We start from the raw sequence: 15,236 nt of genomic DNA on the forward strand, positions 1-15,236 counted from the left end.
ATACATAGATATTTTTGATGACAGGTGCTCGTTGAATTGAATTACACCAAGATGCCATGACGGGATTTCACATTCGAATTGGAGATAACTGGAATGTAAAATTAATTGTCGGAGAAACGATTGGCCAGAAAACAAATACGAAAAAGCCCAGCATATTCATGCTGGGCTCTTACGTTTGGAGCGACACACGAGGTTCGAACTCGTGACCTCAACCTTGGCAAGGTTGCGCTCTACCAACTGAGCTAGTGTCGCAATGTTAAGATGGTGCCCCGGGCCGGACTTGAACCGGCACAGCGCGAACGCCGAGGGATTTTAAATCCCTTGTGTCTACCAATTCCACCACCAGGGCACACAAATATTCTTTGTGATGCCGTTTAGTACGATAAACACCATCTTTGATACCGCTTCTGCGTTATCTTTTTAATTTGGAGCGACACACGAGGTTCGAACTCGTGACCTCAACCTTGGCAAGGTTGCGCTCTACCAACTGAGCTAGTGTCGCGAATGGAGGCGCCTCCCGGAGTCGAACCGAGGTCCACGGATTTGCAATCCGCTGCATGGCCACTCTGCCAAGGCGCCTCAACGTTTGAAAAACTTAACTTTTCAAACCACCCTTTCAAGCTGTGCTCTCTTGGGTACGGGATGCATTCTACGGATTCGAGCAATCGAGTCAACACTATTTTTATTTTTTTAAATCGTTTGACTAGATTTTGTGCGAAAGACGGGGGATTGCTTAGTTTTAATACAAAATATCGCTCAAATACACTTGTTTATCATAAATTTTTGACTACACACCTTTCCTATAAACCGGAGAGTAAGCCTATATCAACGTCTCATATTGAGGTGAATCGTCTTCCCAGTTGAAGAACATAAAGAAAAACAAGATCCTCATCACGTTTACTTTTAAATCGAAAATGCTAAGAGGCAAATGACAGATACAAAAAAGCAGGCTAGATAAGCCTGCTTTCCATAAAAATTTGATTATTAGTGGTGCTCTTCGTTGAGCAAGTCGTCTTTTGCAGCTGCAAGATATTGAATCATCGACCAATACGTTAGGACAGTTGCGATGTATAGCGCAGCAAAACCGACCCAAACCATCCATTCGTCATAACGCCAAATCAACACCCACAACGCGAACATCTGTGCGACGGTCTTTACTTTACCCACCCACGAAACCGCAACGCTGGCGCGCTTACCAATTTCCGCCATCCACTCTCGCAAGGCAGAAATGATGATTTCACGGGCAATCATTGTGACAGCAGGAATCGTTACCCAAATGGTGTGATAATGTTCTGTAATCAAAATCAGCGCTGTCGCTACCAGAACTTTATCAGCTACTGGATCGATAAACGCGCCAAAACGAGAAGTTTGGCCCAGTTTTCGAGCCAACATACCATCTAGCCAGTCTGTAAAACCCGCTACCCAAAACACCATTGCCGCAGCAAATGGCGCCCATGAATAAGGCAGATAAAAGACAACCACAAAAACTGGAATTAAGAACAGTCTAAGAAGAGACAGAATGTTCGGGATATTCAATCGCATTTTATTATTCTCTTACACATTGCGTGCTAATGTTGCGGGATTTTCCTTATTGTTTCAATGCTTGGAAAATAATTTCTGCTAAAGAGTGACTAATCCCCGGTACTTTGGCGATTTCTTCGACACTTGCACGCTTAAGTTCCTGCAATCCACCCATGTTTTTTAGCAACGCTTGTCGTCGCTTCGGCCCAACACCTTCTATTCCTTCCAAAGCACTTGTGCGTCGTGTTTTGCCACGTTTGGCTCTGTGACCTGCAATAGCATGATTATGGCTCTCATCCCGGATATGCTGAATCAGGTGAAGCGCAGGAGCGTCACTTGGCAGATTAAACTCATGCCCATCGACGGTAATTAAGGTTTCAAGCCCAGGTTTTCGTGTAACCCCTTTTGCAATACCTATCATCACAGGACGTTTCGGCCAATCGCCCCAATACTGTGAGATAATCTCATGCGCACGATTGAGCTGCCCTTTACCACCATCGATAAAGATAATGTCGGGGATTTTTTCCACATCTAACTGTTTGGAATAACGGCGTTCGAGTGCTTGTCCCATTGCTGCGTAATCATCGCCACCCGTGATTCCGGTGATGTTGTAACGACGATATTCTTGCTTTACCGGGCCTTCATTATTGAAAACCACACACGACGCGATAGTGCTCTCCCCCATTGTGTGGGAAATATCAAAACACTCCATTCGCGCAATAGACTCCATTCTCAGCGTTTCGCGTAGTTCATGAAAACGCTGATTGATCGTCATCTTATGATTAATTTTAGTGGTAATCGCTGTGAGTGCGTTGGTATTAGAGAGTTTTAGGTAACGCCCTCTCGCCCCAGTTGGTGATGTATGGAAATGAACCTTACGCCCAGCCACTTCACTTAGTGCTTTTTGTATAGGTTCGATATCATCTGCCAACTCTTGGTTGAATATAATCCGCGCCGGAATAGTACGAGCTTCATTATGGCTTAAATAGTACTGGGTTAAGAAGCTATCAAACACTTCCTGCTGACTGGTATTCTGGGGAATTTTAGGAAAATGACTTCGGCTACCCAGCACTTTGCCCTGACGAATCATCAAAATATGAATACACGCGATACCACTTTCTTGCGCAAAGCCCAGCACGTCCATATCGTCCATGCTGTCTTCAGACACATACTGCTGTTCCTGAACACGACGGATTGCCTGAATTTGATCACGAAACTTTGCTGCATCTTCAAAACGTAGCTGCTGGCTAGCAAACTCCATTTTTTCAATCAGCTGTTTGAGTACTTGCTGGTCTTTGCCTTGTAAAAACAGACGCACAAACCCCACCAGTTCGGCGTATTCTTCGTCTGAGATGATTGAGCTGACACATGGGCCTGCACAACGTCCAATCTGATACATCAAACATGGCCGGGTTCGGTTTGAATACACCGTATCTTCGCATTGGCGAACGGGAAAAATTTTTTGCAATAAATGCAAAGTTTCACGTACCGCACCTGAATCAGGATAAGGCCCGAAATACTCACCTTTGCGCTTTTTAGCGCCACGATGCATCGATAGTCTAGGGTGTTTGTGACCACTGATAAAGATGTAAGGATAGGATTTATCATCACGCAGGAGTACGTTGTATTTCGGTAAATATTGCTTAATGTAATTGTGCTCAAGGATCAGCGCTTCTGTCTCGGTGTGGGTCACCGTGACATCGATTTTGGCAATATTACTGACAAGTGCGCGCGTTTTTTCACTGTCGACTTTTTTGCGAAAGTAACTTGATAAGCGCTTCTGAAGGTCTTTGGCTTTTCCGACATAAATAACAACAGCCTCGGCGTTGTACATTCGGTAAACGCCGGGCTGATGAGTTACTGTCTTGAGAAAGGAAGCCGAATCAAAAGGAGGATTCACACTAAAGCGTCTCGGTGTCCAGCATTCCGTGACGAATCGCCAAGTGTGTTAACTCAACGTCGCCGTTAATGTCCAGCTTGTTGAACAGTCGGTAACGATAACTGTTCACTGTCTTTGGACTTAGATTAAGTTGTTCAGAAATATCCGTAACTTTCTGACCCTTAGTGATCATTAACATGATCTGCAATTCACGCTCTGATAAATCTTTAAACGGGTTTTCAGAGGCTGGTGAGAACTGACTCAACGCCATCTGCTGCGCTATCTCTGGCGAGATATAACGCTGCCCACTATTTACCACACGAATCGCATTAACCATCTCATCTGGCCCAGCGCCTTTGGTTAAATAACCAGAAGCACCCGCCTGCATCACTTTGGTTGGAAACGGATTTTCAGTATGAACGGTAAGTACGATGATTTTCACATCTGGGTTCACGCGAAGAATCTTCTTAGTAGCTTCCAAGCCACCGATTCCTGGCATGTTCATGTCCATTAAAACGACGTCAGCATGATTACTGCGACACCATTTTACTGCCTCTTCACCGCTGTCAGCTTCTCCTGCTACGTTCATTCCACGGACGTCTTCAATAATACGTCGTATCCCTGTGCGAACCAGCTCGTGATCATCTACAAGGAAAACATTTATCAAACTTGTATCTCCACACTTTACTATTGGTTCTGCACCCACATGATGTTCCATGTGGATATCAGTATGACGCCTAATACTAACGTATTTGACGAAAAATTGCTTTCTATGAATATGTGCTCAAACGCAAACTTTGGCAAGAACTTATTCATAAACCACTCTGTTATTTCAGCGCGTGCAGTGCAGAACCGAATTCTGATGGAAGTTAATTAACAACATTAAATTCGAGAAATCAAGCAACTAGATTGCATATTGCCCAGAGCAACTCAATATCAGCATCAAATGTTCATTCTGTGAGCGAAATAATGGGGCGCAGATGCATTCTGTGAGGCCTAAAGCCTCTCCTCAAATCATAAGGGCCTTGCTTTGTTTATTTATTCGCCAACAAAAATAACACTCTCGGTACAGTTCGTTTCCTTCCTGTTACATGATGCTAGAATACTCCCCTAAGTAATCGATAAGGTTTTTCTCACTTGAACATCCAGCAAGGCTTCCTACTTACTCGTCAGGCACGAGACATCCAAGGTCAAACTCAGATTGAGCTTTGGTTGTCGACAGAAGCTGGACCAACTCAACTACTGATCAATGGGGAAAAACCTGTCTTTTTTATTGCTCAAGACAATGTGGCGCAAGCGAGAGAACTCGCTCAGTCAAACGGCATTGCAGTCGAGTTCCGCTCATTAGAAATCAAAACGTTCGAACACATTCACCTCGCCGCTTGTTATACGCAACTTGCCAAAGATGCCTTAGCATTTCAGGGAGCGTTAACCCATCACGACATTGTGACTTATGAGAGCGACATTCGTCTTGCTGACCGCTATCTGATGGAGCGATTTATCCGCGGTAGTATTGAGTTTACTGGTAACCATCAAACCGCCAACGGGTATCAGCGAGTTCAAAGCGCCAAATGCCGATCCGGTGACTACGAGCCAAAACTGCATGTCGTTTCTCTCGACATAGAGTGCTCCGAGAAAGGTATTCTTTACTCTATCGGCTTAGATAGCCCGATGGACTCACGTGTCATCATGATAGGTGAGCCCGAAGCGGCAGATACTCCAATCCAATGGGTAAAAGACGAGAAAACCTTGTTGACCGCTCTGATGGCTTGGTTTAAGCAGTTTGACCCCGACGTAGTGGTCGGCTGGAACGTTATCGACTTCGATTTCCGCTTACTGCATAAACGAGCAGAATGGCACAAAATGAAGCTCAAACTAGGAAGAGCTGACCAGGCCAGTTTCTTCCGTAGCTCATCACAAAGCCAACAAGGCTTCATTTCTATTCCGGGTCGCGTCGTTATGGATGGTATCGACACACTCAAAACCGCGACCTATCAGTTTCGCTCTTGGTCATTGGAGTCCGTTTCTCAAGAACTATTAGGCGAAGGGAAAGAAATTCACAACGTGCATGATCGTATGGATGAGATCAATCGCATGTATCGCTCTGATAAACCCTCTTTAGCGAAGTACAATCTCCAAGACTGCGTACTGGTTAATAAGATCTTTGAGCATACTCACCTACTTGCTTTTGCAATAGAACGTTCCAGATTAACGGGAGTCGAGTTGGATCGGGTTGGTGGCTCTGTTGCGGCATTTACCAATCTCTACCTCCCGCAGATCCATCGCGCAGGGTACGCTGCGCCAAACTTACATCCGGAAAATTGGATTGCCAGCCCCGGCGGTTATGTGATGGATTCGATTCCGAACCTTTACGACTCGGTATTGGTTCTCGACTTTAAAAGCCTTTACCCGTCAATCATTCGTTCCTTTTTGATTGATCCAATGGGTCTGGTAGAAGGTCTGCGACTCGAGATCGGCAAAGAAGAGGATCAGGCTGTACCCGGTTTTCGTGGTGGTCAGTTCCACCGCACAAAGCACTTTTTACCGGAAATGATTGAAAAGCTTTGGGCTGCGCGTGACGTAGCGAAGAAAAACAATGAAAAAGCCTTCTCACAGGCAATTAAGATCATCATGAACTCATTCTATGGTGTGTTAGGTTCATCAGGTTGTCGCTTTTTCGATACTCGACTGGCGTCCAGTATTACTATGCGTGGGCACGAGATCATGAAGCAAACTAAAGTGCTGATTGAAGGCCAAGGTTATCAAGTGATATATGGGGACACGGACTCGACCTTTGTGTCGCTAAATAGACCTTATAGTCAGGTCGAAGCAGATAAAGTCGGGAATCAGCTAGTAGAATACATTAATAGTTGGTGGCAAGAGCATCTGCGCTCAGAATATAACCTCACTTCAATGCTCGAAATAGAATACGAGACTCACTATCGTAAGTTTTTGATGCCGACTATCCGCGGAGCAGAAACCGGTTCTAAAAAGCGTTACGCAGGTCTAATAGGCGAAGGCGATAAGGAACGCATCATTTTCAAAGGGTTAGAGAGCGCTCGCACAGACTGGACACCGCTCGCTCAGAGATTCCAAAATAGACTCTACGGAATGATATTCCATGGCGAAGATCCAAGTGACTACGTGCGGGAAATGGTTGAAAAAACCAATAGTGGTGAATTAGACGATCAACTGGTTTATCAGAAACGCCTGCGTCGCAAATTACACGAATACCAAAAAAACATTCCACCACAAGTGCGTGCAGCTCGACTAGCAGACGAAATCAATGCCCGACTTGGCCGCCCTTTACAGTATCAGAACCGTGGCCGAATTGAGTATGTTATTACAATAAATGGGCCAGAGCCTCATGAGTACCGCAATAGTCCTATTGACTATCAACACTATATTGATAAGCAGCTAAAACCGGTCGCTGATGCCATTTTGCCGTTTATTGGCACTGATTTTGAGACGTTGTCTGCGCCGCAGATGGGCTTGTTTTAACAACCGGCTTTAGCTAGCCAATTCGAAACTCTGTTTTTTGATACTGTTTGACCAACCAGTCGCCAAAGCTATCTAAAAGGCCTATCACCGACCGTTTAGGTATAGGCCGTCCCGAGAGTAAAATGCCCAGTCGTTCGATCTCCAATTGCTTTTCCGGATGATAGGTCAAAAAGACCTGACCGCACTCATCTGGGTCATCAAACCATCGCTTATCACGGTACATAATTAAAGAGTACGATGCTCGAAGTAACTTTTTGGCGATTGTCGTTTGAGCCTGAACTTGCTCCTCGGCAGTTTTTGCCTGTGCAATCTTAGTGCGATAGACCGAAAGCCACTCTTCTACGTCCATATTCCAATGTTTGGCGATCTCCCAACTCGGAACATAATCGCCAAAGCAATCCGCTAAATCATCACCATAGACGCAAACACAGCAATGCCTCAGCATAAAGCCCCAGGTAAAAATACTATCGAGATTAGCCACATCCGTGACGAGTGCGGTCCGTATTGAGACACCGTTTACTTGCGGGTGCCCTTGCTGTGCTCGCCATTTGATGGTGTTCAGCAAAGTGGCTTTGTTCGCCTCAAATCCGGTTTTAGTTACTATGATTAAATCTAGATTGGATGTACCAGATACTGCGGTTTTTCGAGCAACACTGCCATAGACATACATACTATGTAAGTTCGGTCCCAGTCCACTTTTAAGGCATGCAAGGACGTCTCTGATCAGAGGTTCGAATTCTTTTTGAAAAGGCTGTTTTGGGTCGATAACAGGAAGAGACATTGTAGATAACAGGAACTCGGACTTAAGACTCAAGGACGATATGATCCACCAGCACTGCTTTTGGATCAAGACTAATAAGGTGTTTAATCTTGAGCGTTAAGACGAATTTCGTCGATGAATTTTGATGCTTGCCAGACAACTTAACGCTATAATCACGGCGTTTTGCTTAATAAGTATGAATAGGAAAATACAATGCCAAAGGCAAGTGAAATCAAAAAAGGCTTCGCAATCGAGTCTAATGGTAAAACTCTTTTAGTTAAAGACATCGAAGTAACGACTCCTGGCGGTCGTGGCGGCGCTAAAATCTACAAAATGCGTTGTACTGATCTAACGACTGGTGCGCGTGTAGACGAGCGTTACAAGTCTGATGACGTTGTAGAAACAGTAGAAATGAACAAGCGTGCAGTCGTGTACTCTTACGCAGACGGCGATGAGCACATCTTCATGGACAACGCAGACTACTCACAATACACATTTAAACAAAGTGAAGTAGAAGATGAGCTACTGTTCATCAACGAAGATACTCAAGGTATCCACATTATCTTGGTAAACGGTTCTGCTGTAGGCATTGAACTGCCATCTTCTGTTGAACTCGTGATCGAAGAAACTGACCCATCAATCAAAGGCGCGTCAGCATCTGCACGTACTAAACCAGCTCGCTTTGCTTCTGGCTTGGTTATCCAAGTTCCAGAATACATTGCAACTGGTGATCGTGTAATTATCAACACAGCTGAACGCAAATACATGAGCCGAGCATAAGCATGTCTGATTTGATTTCTTACGACGACGTTATCGACGCAGCGTACGACATTTTTCTGGAAATGGCTCCAGATAACCTAGAGCCAGCTGATGTCATTCTGTTTACCGCACAATTTGAAGATCGTGGCGCCGCAGAACTTGTCGAAACCGGTGAAGACTGGGTTGAGCATGTTGGCTTTGAGATTGACAAAGAAGTGTATGCAGAAGTTCGAATCGGCCTGGTTAACGAGGAAAATGACGAACTTGATGACGTGTTCGCTCGTATGCTAATCAGCCGAGACCCAGACCATAAGTTCTGTCATATGCTTTGGAAGCGCGATTAACGCCTCCCTCACCATGAGTAAAAACACCAGCTTCCGTGCTGGTGTTTTTTTATATCTAAAGAGGCTACCATTGCCCGCTTTTCAGATAAGAAAAAGGCTTGCCAATTGGCAAGCCTTTGTGATTTTTAGTACCGATTAACGATTTTTGTTTCGGACGCCTTGCTCACCGGCACTTTTCTTTGGCTTGCGGCGAGAAGGGTTGTTGCTGCGACCTTTAGGCGTGTTTACACGCTCTTCGTGACGCTTAACTGCACGACGGATTTTTTGGCTACGAGCTCGCTCACGCTTACGTGAAGTGTTATCTTTGTTCAGATCAAGCATGGTCTCTTTCTCTGGACGAAGTTCGACAAGCTCACGCAAGTAGTTTACTTCCTTCAGATCCAGTTCCATCCAACCGCCACGAGGCAGTTTCTTGTCCAGGAAGATATCACCATAGCGAACACGCTTCAGACGACTTACCGTACAATCCTGAGATTCCCATAAACGACGAACCTCACGGTTACGGCCTTCATTGATTACGACGTAAAACGTGTGGTTCATACCTTCACCACCCGCGTAAACAACGTCTTCAAAGCGAGCCATACCATCTTCTAGCTCAACGCCTTTTACTAGATTACGAACTTTTTGTTCAGTTACTTCACCGAACACGCGTACTAGGTATTCACGTTCAACTTGACGGCTTGGGTGCATTAAGCGATTAGCCAATTCACCATCAGTAGTGAAAAGCAACAGACCAGAGGTGTTTGCATCCAGACGACCTACTGAAATCCAACGCGAGCCACGAATTTTTGGCAGGCGATCGAAAACGGTACGACGACCCTCTGGATCATGACGAGTACACAGCTCACCTTCCGGTTTGTAGTATGCCAGCACACGACAAATCACTTCATCTTGTATCTTCGCAGATACAATGTGACCGTCGATACGAATGACACTGCTCTCATCTTCAAGTCTTTCACCAAGTTTAGCTACCATACCGTTCACACTTACGCGACCGGATTTGATTAACGATTCAATCTCACGACGAGAACCGTGACCAGCACGTGCTAATACTTTTTGTAACTTTTCGCTCATTTATCTACCTATGTGTCGTCTTCACAGACGTCTAGACCAGGATTGGTCTGTATTTTGCTATTACCCATATGCATGGGATTTTTTGGTCGGACATTATAAGTGATTCTTACGTTTAATGTAAGCAAAATCCACTCTATTCTGCGCCAGTAATTTTTCATGTAATCCGGATTATATCTCGTACTTTACTTCTACTTTGAGCGAATTATCGTCATAAAAAAAAGGAGGCATTTCAGCCTCCTTTTGTTCATCTAACGGTAAATATACTTATTCAAATGGTGCCGGGTCACCCGAACCGACGCGAACCACGACTGGGTCGCCTTCGCTAAAATCGATAACCGTTGTCGGTTGCTCTCCGAGGAAACCACCATTAAGAATTACGTCAACAGCATGCTCCAACTTGTCACGGATATCTTCAGGATCCGACTCAGTGACATCACTGTTTGGAAGTATCAATGACGTAGACATCATCGGCTCTCCAAGAGCTTCTAACAAATCGAGAGCAATTTTGTTATCTGGAACACGGATACCGATCGTCTTACGCTTTGCGTTCATCAAACGACGAGGCACTTCTTTTGTGCCTTTGAAGATAAATGTGTAAGGCCCCGGAGTATTGTTTTTCAGTAATCGAAATGCACCATTATCCACACGAGCATAAAGTGAAATCTCTGATAAATCGCGACACAGCAACGTGAAGTTGTGCTTGTCATCTAAACGACGAATCTGACAGATACGTTCTAACGCCTGTTTGTTCTCCAGTTGACAGCCAAGTGCATAACCTGAATCGGTTGGATAAACCACGACACCGCCGTTACGAATGATTGCTACTGCTTGATTAATCAAGCGAGTCTGTGGGTTTTCTGGATGAACGTAAAAAAACTGGCTCATTGTAATTCCTCATTATCGAGCCTCTCGGCTCTATATATTTATGGAGCTTGAATGCCATCTTGTTGATCTTTAATCAACGAAAGTTCAATACCCCAATCTTTCCAAACTGGTTCTACGCCCGCTGGCAACCAGAGGTTTCTACCCAGTTCCATCCACGGAGATGGATAGTGAAAGTCGCTGCCTTGGGATGCTAATAGTTTGTATTGTATAGCATAATCCGCCAGATTGCGCCTTTCTTGTTGTGGTTGTTGTGGCTGCGCAACTTCCATCGCGTCACCGTTTGCTTCAACGAATGCCGCCAAAAGGCGTTTAATCCACTTCGCTGTCAGCTGATATCGGCCCGGATGAGCTAACACCGCATGGCCACCAGCGGCGTGGATTGCATCTACCGCATCTTTCATCGAGCACCAATTAGGTGGCACATAACCCGGGTTGTTACGCGTTAAGTATTTTTTAAACACCATTTGCATGTTTTTGGCAAAACCATTGTCAACCAACCACTTGGCAAAGTGAGCGCGTGTAATAGGTGCATCACCGGCGATAAGCTGTACTTCTTCCAATACTCCTTCACGAGTTGCTTTCTCGAGACGAGAAGCGATCAACTCTGAACGAGCAATTCGATGTTGTTTTTGTTGCTCAATGAGCGTCGTCAATGTCGAGTTATCAGGGTCAATATTTAAACCCACGATATGGATATCTTTATTTTGCCAAACCGTTGATATTTCGATGCCATTAATGATTTTTATCGGCAACTGGTTCTCTTCGACATACTGCTTTGCTGGTGCCAAACCATCTACGGTATCATGATCTGTAATCGCCAAAACTTCTATATCAAAACTCAGTGCCCTATCCACTAAATCTTTTGGTTCAAATCGGCCATCTGAGGCAGTGGTGTGGCTATGTAAATCAATTCTCATATTTTTTATCGTTTTAATGCTGTTTTGGGGTTGACTTTTTATCTCCGCACTAGTTAACTAGTACACAAATACAGAACACTTAATTCAAGGCTCACTATGTTACAAGAATTGACCCAAAACCAAAAAGCGAAAGTTACGGTTTGTCTTAGTAAGACAAACTCGTTGAATGTTGCTTGGTGGCGCACTTGGACAAGTTCTTGGTGGGCAAACGTGTACTTCTAGTTTAGAGAATCAAACGTTAAAAAGCCCGCTGCCAAAGCGGGCTTTTTAATTTGTCGCCCTTTTCAAGTTTAACTGCTTAAACATTAACCGGATATCGTAAACTCTTAATTGGGGCAACGCTTACTTTATGCCACTATGTGCAGCAGGAAGATTAAAACAGCTATAAGGAGGTCTTGTGAACAAGGCCATTGAAATCAAGAATCTTGGACAACTGGAAGTGTTAACTGCTTCTGTTCCTTACACTCAGGACCCGACCCGCTTGTTTCACACCCTATGTGAAAACAAAACGGATAGCTTACTTCTGGAATCTGCGGAGATTGATTCGAAACAAGATTTGAAATCTCTGATGATCGTCGACTCTGCGGTTCGAGTTATTTGTTATGACCATACCGTAAGCATGCACGCCTTAACGGAAAATGGTAAAAACTTGCTCGCGCATTTAAACCAGAACGTACGAGGCGGAATCGCTGCGCAATTTGATGGTGAAACCCTTACTCTGGAATTTACTCAACCATGCGACACCCTGGATGAAGATTCCCGCTTGCGCGAAGCTTCCACATTTGATGCGCTGCGCTTGGTTCAACATAGTTTCGATATTTCTGATAAAGACAAACATGCTATTTTCTTAGGTGGCTTGTTTGCCTATGACTTAGTTGCGAACTTCGAACCTTTAGGCAATGCAGAAGCAATCAACCAGTGCCCTGATTACGTATTTTACATCGCTGAAACCCTTCTTGTTGTTGACCATCAAACAGAATCTTGCCACTTGCAAGCTACCCTTTTTGTCGATGATTCACAGAGGGCAACGTTAGAAGAACGCATTGCTGAAATCAGAACACAATGTGCTTCGCCTAAGCATTTACCGAACGCAACGAAACTTGCCGATGTGACGGTAGAAACAAGCATTTCAGATGAAGATTTCTGCCAGATTGTTCGCGACTTAAAAGAGTACGTTGTGAAAGGCGATATTTTCCAGGTCGTCCCTTCACGTCGTTTTACACTGCCATGCCCTTCTCCGCTGGCAGCGTATAAAGAGCTGAAGAAAAGTAACCCAAGTCCATACATGTTCTACATGCAAGATGAGTTATTCACGCTATTTGGTGCGTCACCAGAAAGCGCTCTGAAGTACGAAACAGAAACCAATCAGGTTGAGATATACCCAATCGCGGGAACACGCCGCCGTGGCAAACGTCCAAACGGTGACATCGATTTTGACCTGGACAGCCGCATTGAGCTTGAACTGCGTACCGACATGAAAGAAAACGCAGAACACATGATGTTGGTCGACCTGGCACGTAACGATGTAGCGCGAATCTCTGAAGCGGGCACTCGCCACGTAGCTGACTTGCTTAAAGTTGACCGTTACAGCCACGTAATGCACTTAGTCTCTCGAGTTGTTGGCCAGCTACGAGAGGATCTAGACGCATTACACGCTTATCAGGCAAGCATGAACATGGGTACGCTTACTGGCGCACCGAAAATTCGCGCGATGCAGTTGATTCGTGACGTAGAAGGCGTTCGACGCGGCAGTTATGGTGGTGCGGTTGGTTATCTAACCGGAGAAGGCACGCTGGATACATGCATTGTGATTCGTTCAGCGTATGTTGAAAACGGTATTGCTCAAGTACAAGCTGGTGCAGGTGTGGTATTCGATTCAGATCCGCAAGCCGAAGCGGACGAAACCCGCGGTAAGGCACAAGCCGTTATTTCTGCTATTCAAGCAGCACATTCTCAACCTACAAAGAAGGAGGAGTAGCAGATTATGGCTAACATAGTATTTATCGATAACTTTGATTCCTTTACTTATAACTTAGTTGACCAATTTCGTTCACTTGGTCATTCGGTAACAATTTACCGAAATAACATCCCGGCAGAGAATATCGAACAGGCTGTAAATGAGCTCGATAATCCAGTGGTTCTTCTCTCTCCAGGCCCAGGCGCTCCAGCAGAGGCAGGGTCAATGCCAGACTTAATTCAGCGTATGAAAGGCAAAGTACCAATTATTGGAATCTGTCTTGGTCATCAAGCCATTGTTGAGGCATACGGTGGCACTGTTGCCGGTGCCGGTGAAATTATTCACGGCAAAGTATCGATGATGGAGCATCAAAACCATGCCACTTACGCCACGTTGCCATCACCATTGGCGATCGCACGTTACCACTCTTTAGTGGCAACCTTCGTGCCTGAAGAACTGACCATTACAGCTGAAGTCAATGGTCTGACCATGTCTGTCGTACACGAGCAAGATAAAGTTTGCGGATTCCAGTTCCATCCGGAATCCATTATGACCACCTATGGGGCAACTTTATTAGCCAATGCTATCGAATGGGCGCTTGAGAAAAGCAACGCATAAGGAAAATGGGAGAGGAATTATGGAAGCAATTATCAAAAAACTGTACGAACAACAATCTCTGACTCAAGACGAAAGCCAACAACTGTTCGATACCATTATCCGCGGTGAGCTTGACCCAATTTTAATGGCCTCAGCTTTAACGGCTCTAAAAATTAAGGGGGAAACCCCTGACGAAATTGCAGGGGCAGCAAAAGCACTTCTTGCAAATGCGAAGCCATTCCCGCGCCCGGACTACGACTTTGCCGATATCGTCGGTACAGGTGGCGACGGTCACGACACCATCAACATTTCAACAACATCAGCATTTGTCGCTGCGGCTTGCGGTCTGAAAGTCGCCAAACACGGTAATCGCAGCGTATCAAGCAAGTCAGGCTCTTCAGACCTATTGGACTCTTTCGGTATCAACCTGGCAATGAGCCCGGAAGATACACGCACAGCAATGGATGACATCGGTGTTGCCTTCCTGTTTGCCCCGCAATACCACGGTGGTTTCCGCCATGCGATGCCTGTTCGTCAAACTATGAAAACACGCACCATATTCAATATTCTGGGTCCACTGATTAACCCAGCACGCCCTAACATTGAATTAATGGGTGTTTACAGTGAAGAACTGGTTCGTCCTATTGCAGAAACCATGTTACAAATGGGTATGAAGCGCGCAGCAGTGGTACACGGTAGTGGTCTTGATGAAGTTGCCATTCACGGGCCAACCACAGTCGCAGAAATCAAAGACGGACAGATCGTCGAATACACACTGACGCCAGAAGACTTCGGTTTACAGGAGTACCCGTTAGAAGCAATTAAAGGTGGTACTCCGGATGAGAATAAAGCAATCATAACCAACATTCTGACAGGAAAAGGAACCGACGCTCAGCTCAGCGCTGTTGCTGCTAACGTAGCATTACTCATGCGTCTGTTTGGTCATGAAGATTTAAAAGCCAATGCTCAACAAGCTATTGAGGCAATGAACTCAGGTAAGGCTTATCAGTTGGTACAGCGACTTGCCGCACACGCTTAAGGA

The 15,236-nt window shown here is 45.2% G+C and carries 14 protein-coding genes, 4 tRNA genes and 1 other annotated feature; of the genes, 7 read left to right on the forward strand and 11 right to left on the reverse strand.

Translation table 11 applies throughout. From position 1 onward, the window contains the following. Nucleotides 1–176: 176 nt before the first annotated feature. The 7 genes from WJM94_RS15885 to uvrY all read right to left on the reverse strand — a co-directional run bounded on the left by WJM94_RS15885 (nucleotide 177) and on the right by uvrY (nucleotide 4,067). Nucleotides 177–252: transfer RNA gene (locus tag WJM94_RS15885), tRNA-Gly, on the reverse strand. Between the two features lie 10 nt (nucleotides 253–262). Then, a tRNA-Leu gene (locus WJM94_RS15890) sits at nucleotides 263–349 on the reverse strand. A gap of 77 nt (nucleotides 350–426) precedes the next feature. Continuing rightward, nucleotides 427–502: transfer RNA gene (locus tag WJM94_RS15895), tRNA-Gly, on the reverse strand. A gap of 3 nt (nucleotides 503–505) precedes the next feature. Next, a tRNA-Cys gene (locus tag WJM94_RS15900) sits at nucleotides 506–579 on the reverse strand. Nucleotides 580–984: 405 nt separating this feature from the next. Continuing rightward, nucleotides 985–1,542 (reverse strand): CDP-diacylglycerol--glycerol-3-phosphate 3-phosphatidyltransferase, encoded by a 558-nt coding sequence (gene pgsA, locus WJM94_RS15905; protein ID WP_444495170.1) that lies wholly within the window; start codon nucleotides 1,540–1,542, stop codon nucleotides 985–987. 46 nt (nucleotides 1,543–1,588) lie between these two features. Continuing rightward, nucleotides 1,589–3,421 carry an excinuclease ABC subunit UvrC gene (uvrC, locus tag WJM94_RS15910; RefSeq protein ID WP_444495171.1) on the reverse strand — a complete coding sequence of 611 codons (1,833 nt, stop codon included), beginning with the start codon at nucleotides 3,419–3,421 and terminating at the stop codon, nucleotides 1,589–1,591. 1 nt (nucleotide 3,422) lies between these two features. Further along, nucleotides 3,423–4,067, reverse strand: coding sequence for a UvrY/SirA/GacA family response regulator transcription factor (gene uvrY / locus WJM94_RS15915; protein WP_444495172.1), 645 nt, complete (start codon nucleotides 4,065–4,067; stop codon nucleotides 3,423–3,425). 470 nt (nucleotides 4,068–4,537) lie between these two features. Here uvrY and WJM94_RS15920 point away from each other — a divergent pair, with 470 nt between their 5' ends. After that, nucleotides 4,538–6,901 (forward strand): DNA polymerase II, encoded by a 2,364-nt coding sequence (locus tag WJM94_RS15920; protein WP_444495173.1) that lies wholly within the window; start codon nucleotides 4,538–4,540, stop codon nucleotides 6,899–6,901. 13 nt (nucleotides 6,902–6,914) lie between these two features. Here WJM94_RS15920 and WJM94_RS15925 read toward each other — a convergent pair whose 3' ends face one another. Continuing rightward, nucleotides 6,915–7,682, reverse strand: a complete 768-nt coding sequence (locus WJM94_RS15925; RefSeq protein ID WP_444495357.1) for a nucleotidyltransferase domain-containing protein — start codon at nucleotides 7,680–7,682, stop codon at nucleotides 6,915–6,917. Nucleotides 7,683–7,874: 192 nt separating this feature from the next. Here WJM94_RS15925 and efpL point away from each other — a divergent pair, with 192 nt between their 5' ends. Then, nucleotides 7,875–8,441, forward strand: a complete 567-nt coding sequence (efpL, locus tag WJM94_RS15930) for an elongation factor P-like protein EfpL (RefSeq protein WP_444495174.1) — start codon at nucleotides 7,875–7,877, stop codon at nucleotides 8,439–8,441. Between the two features lie 2 nt (nucleotides 8,442–8,443). Beyond that, nucleotides 8,444–8,764 carry an HI1450 family dsDNA-mimic protein gene (locus tag WJM94_RS15935; protein WP_263837078.1) on the forward strand — a complete coding sequence of 107 codons (321 nt, stop codon included), beginning with the start codon at nucleotides 8,444–8,446 and terminating at the stop codon, nucleotides 8,762–8,764. A gap of 135 nt (nucleotides 8,765–8,899) precedes the next feature. Here WJM94_RS15935 and rluB read toward each other — a convergent pair whose 3' ends face one another. The 3 genes from rluB to rnm form a co-directional block, all read right to left on the reverse strand. Then, complete coding sequence (gene rluB, locus WJM94_RS15940) at nucleotides 8,900–9,838, reverse strand: 23S rRNA pseudouridine(2605) synthase RluB (protein ID WP_444495175.1); 939 nt, start codon at nucleotides 9,836–9,838, stop codon at nucleotides 8,900–8,902. A 264-nt stretch (nucleotides 9,839–10,102) separates the two neighbouring features. Continuing rightward, nucleotides 10,103–10,723 carry an L-threonylcarbamoyladenylate synthase gene (locus tag WJM94_RS15945; protein ID WP_444495176.1) on the reverse strand — a complete coding sequence of 207 codons (621 nt, stop codon included), beginning with the start codon at nucleotides 10,721–10,723 and terminating at the stop codon, nucleotides 10,103–10,105. Between the two features lie 38 nt (nucleotides 10,724–10,761). After that, a complete protein-coding gene (gene rnm / locus WJM94_RS15950; RefSeq protein ID WP_444495177.1) occupies nucleotides 10,762–11,640 on the reverse strand; it encodes an RNase RNM in 879 nt (292 codons plus the stop codon). Between the two features lie 96 nt (nucleotides 11,641–11,736). On the opposite strand from rnm, the gene WJM94_RS15955 reads away from it, so the two are divergent. The 4 genes from WJM94_RS15955 to trpD all read left to right on the forward strand — a co-directional run bounded on the left by WJM94_RS15955 (nucleotide 11,737) and on the right by trpD (nucleotide 15,233). After that, nucleotides 11,737–11,862, forward strand: coding sequence for a Trp operon leader peptide (locus WJM94_RS15955; RefSeq protein ID WP_444495178.1), 126 nt, complete (start codon nucleotides 11,737–11,739; stop codon nucleotides 11,860–11,862). Then, nucleotides 11,809–11,912 (forward strand) — a sequence feature (Trp leader region). (Overlaps the previous gene by 54 nt.) 125 nt (nucleotides 11,913–12,037) lie before the next feature. Next, the gene (locus tag WJM94_RS15960; RefSeq protein WP_444495179.1) at nucleotides 12,038–13,618 is read left to right on the forward strand and encodes an anthranilate synthase component 1; all 1,581 of its coding nucleotides are present in this window, start codon (nucleotides 12,038–12,040) and stop codon (nucleotides 13,616–13,618) included. 6 nt (nucleotides 13,619–13,624) lie between these two features. Beyond that, nucleotides 13,625–14,215 (forward strand): aminodeoxychorismate/anthranilate synthase component II, encoded by a 591-nt coding sequence (locus WJM94_RS15965; protein ID WP_444495180.1) that lies wholly within the window; start codon nucleotides 13,625–13,627, stop codon nucleotides 14,213–14,215. A 19-nt stretch (nucleotides 14,216–14,234) separates the two neighbouring features. Further along, entirely contained in the window at nucleotides 14,235–15,233 is a 999-nt protein-coding gene (gene trpD, locus WJM94_RS15970) for an anthranilate phosphoribosyltransferase (protein ID WP_444495181.1), read from the forward strand. The last annotated feature ends 3 nt before the right edge of the window (nucleotides 15,234–15,236 follow it).

This window comes from Vibrio sp. YIC-376 (assembly GCF_052353105.1).
Classification (GTDB): Bacteria; Pseudomonadota; Gammaproteobacteria; order Enterobacterales; family Vibrionaceae; genus Vibrio.

Bases quoted from the DNA above. Each gene is read 5' to 3' on its own strand.
- pgsA (WP_444495170.1), bottom strand. From the start codon at position 1,542: ATGCGATTGAATATCCCGAACATTCTGTCTCTTCTTAGACTGTTCTTA.
- WJM94_RS15925 (WP_444495357.1), bottom strand. From the start codon at position 7,682: ATGTCTCTTCCTGTTATCGACCCAAAACAGCCTTTTCAAAAAGAATTC.
- efpL (WP_444495174.1), top strand. From the start codon at position 7,875: ATGCCAAAGGCAAGTGAAATCAAAAAAGGCTTCGCAATCGAGTCTAAT.
- WJM94_RS15935 (WP_263837078.1), top strand. From the start codon at position 8,444: ATGTCTGATTTGATTTCTTACGACGACGTTATCGACGCAGCGTACGAC.
- rluB (WP_444495175.1), bottom strand. From the start codon at position 9,838: ATGAGCGAAAAGTTACAAAAAGTATTAGCACGTGCTGGTCACGGTTCT.
- WJM94_RS15945 (WP_444495176.1), bottom strand. From the start codon at position 10,723: ATGAGCCAGTTTTTTTACGTTCATCCAGAAAACCCACAGACTCGCTTG.
- rnm (WP_444495177.1), bottom strand. From the start codon at position 11,640: ATGAGAATTGATTTACATAGCCACACCACTGCCTCAGATGGCCGATTT.
- WJM94_RS15955 (WP_444495178.1), top strand. From the start codon at position 11,737: ATGTTACAAGAATTGACCCAAAACCAAAAAGCGAAAGTTACGGTTTGT.
- WJM94_RS15965 (WP_444495180.1), top strand. From the start codon at position 13,625: ATGGCTAACATAGTATTTATCGATAACTTTGATTCCTTTACTTATAAC.
- trpD (WP_444495181.1), top strand. From the start codon at position 14,235: ATGGAAGCAATTATCAAAAAACTGTACGAACAACAATCTCTGACTCAA.